The sequence below is a fragment of the bacterium genome (genome assembly GCA_040757115.1).
Classification (GTDB): Bacteria; UBA9089; CG2-30-40-21; order CG2-30-40-21; family SBAY01; genus JBFLXS01.
On the sequence record JBFLYA010000435.1, the window covers coordinates 1 to 1,443 of the forward strand.

The 1,443-nt window shown below is 33.1% G+C and carries 2 protein-coding genes; both read left to right on the forward strand.

The window, feature by feature from the left end; all coding sequences use genetic code 11:
- Positions 1 to 916: 916 nt before the first annotated feature.
- Positions 917 to 1,045, forward strand: coding sequence for a hypothetical protein (locus AB1422_19455; GenBank protein MEW6621479.1), 129 nt, complete (start codon positions 917 to 919; stop codon positions 1,043 to 1,045).
- 40 nt (positions 1,046 to 1,085) lie between these two features.
- On the forward strand, positions 1,086 to 1,346 hold the full coding sequence (locus AB1422_19460; protein ID MEW6621480.1) for a response regulator: 261 nt from the start codon (positions 1,086 to 1,088) through the stop codon (positions 1,344 to 1,346).
- Positions 1,347 to 1,443: the final 97 nt, after the last annotated feature.

The window sequence follows — 1,443 nt, forward strand, 5'->3', positions numbered from 1 at the left end:
CATCTCTTTAAGATAATAAAGGCTATATCTTTTAAGAGAAAGATAAAGTGGTTGATGCCCTATGCCAAAAAAGTCGGCTAACTGCTTCGGATTGTAAAACCCAAAGAAATGAGCTAATGATAGAAACCATAATTGTTTCAAAAGCTATCCGTTGCTTCTGGCGAAATTTTTCCTGAAATACAACAAAAAACCAAGTGAAATTTTCAGTTAAACACTTTTTGAGATAATAAGTTGATTCTTTACTCCTTTGCATATTTCTTTGCCTCCTCCCTGTTTTTTTGGATAGTTTTGTTATCCTTTATCCATTATAACATAGGAGGCAAAGAGTTACAACTACTTTGTTTATAAATGGTTATACCCTTGTTCCTCAATAGTTAAGCATTTTCATTTGAGTTAATCTTTAACTCTATATGCTTTAATCTGTTTTGTAAATTTAGGAATTATCAGATATCAAAATGGTAACTATTCAACCACAGATGGACACGGATGAAACACTGAAAATTCGTAATCCGTGTCTGTTTTCCGTGTCTGTAATTAGGCTGAAGAGTTTTTCTCCTTCTGACTTTTATCTTCTGTCCTTCTTGATTCTCTGCCAGTGGAGGAAATTTCCACCCCCTAACCCCCGCCAGCGGGGGACAACCCGCCTCTGACCTCTGTCTTCTGTCCTCTGCCTTTTATCTTCTGACCTCTGTATTTATCCGTGCTAATCCGTGTTAATCAGTGGCTGAATAGTTACATACCCAAAACACTCAAAAAAGCAATTTCCTATCAGTAGAAAAATGCTAAAAAAAAACAGAAAAATGCTACACTTTTTTTTGTTGACATGTGAATAATTATTTTGTATATTAAATTCAAGATACTAAAAATTCAGAAGTATGATTAGTGGGTAATGTTTTTTTAAGGAGAAGGAGCAAAGATGTTACCTTCGATGAGTAAAAATATCCTCATAGTAGATGGTGATACTAGTATCCGTGAAGAATTAACCAGTGCTTTAGAAGATGAATATATAGTATTGGATGTAGGAGAAGGAAAAAAAAGCCATTGAGATTATAAAGAAAAAGTTAATAGATGTAATTCTGCTGGAGATCAAATTACGTGATCTATATGGACTTGAAGTCCTTCGGCAAATAAAAGAAATAGAACCCCATATAATCGTTATTTTAATGAGTATTTCCTGTTCAAAGGAAATAATAATTCGTGCTTTACAGTTAAAAGCAGATGATTATTTTGATAAGCCAATTGATATAAAAAACATAAAAACAAGAATAAGAAGTTTATTAGAATTAAAAGAAAATCCATATAATTTTAGAGAATATCTGATAACTAGCAGCACATCGTGCACCTGAACATCGTGCACTCCTAATCCTCTATTTTGTAGCAGGACATCGTGCACCTTTATTTAGCTCTTTGACATTAATATCTGTTATAATTAACCTCAAAAAG

What these genes read in the sequence shown, in the direction of transcription:
- AB1422_19455 (MEW6621479.1), top strand. Translation starts at nt 917, where the DNA reads ATGTTACCTTCGATGAGTAAAAATATCCTCATAGTAGATGGTGATACT.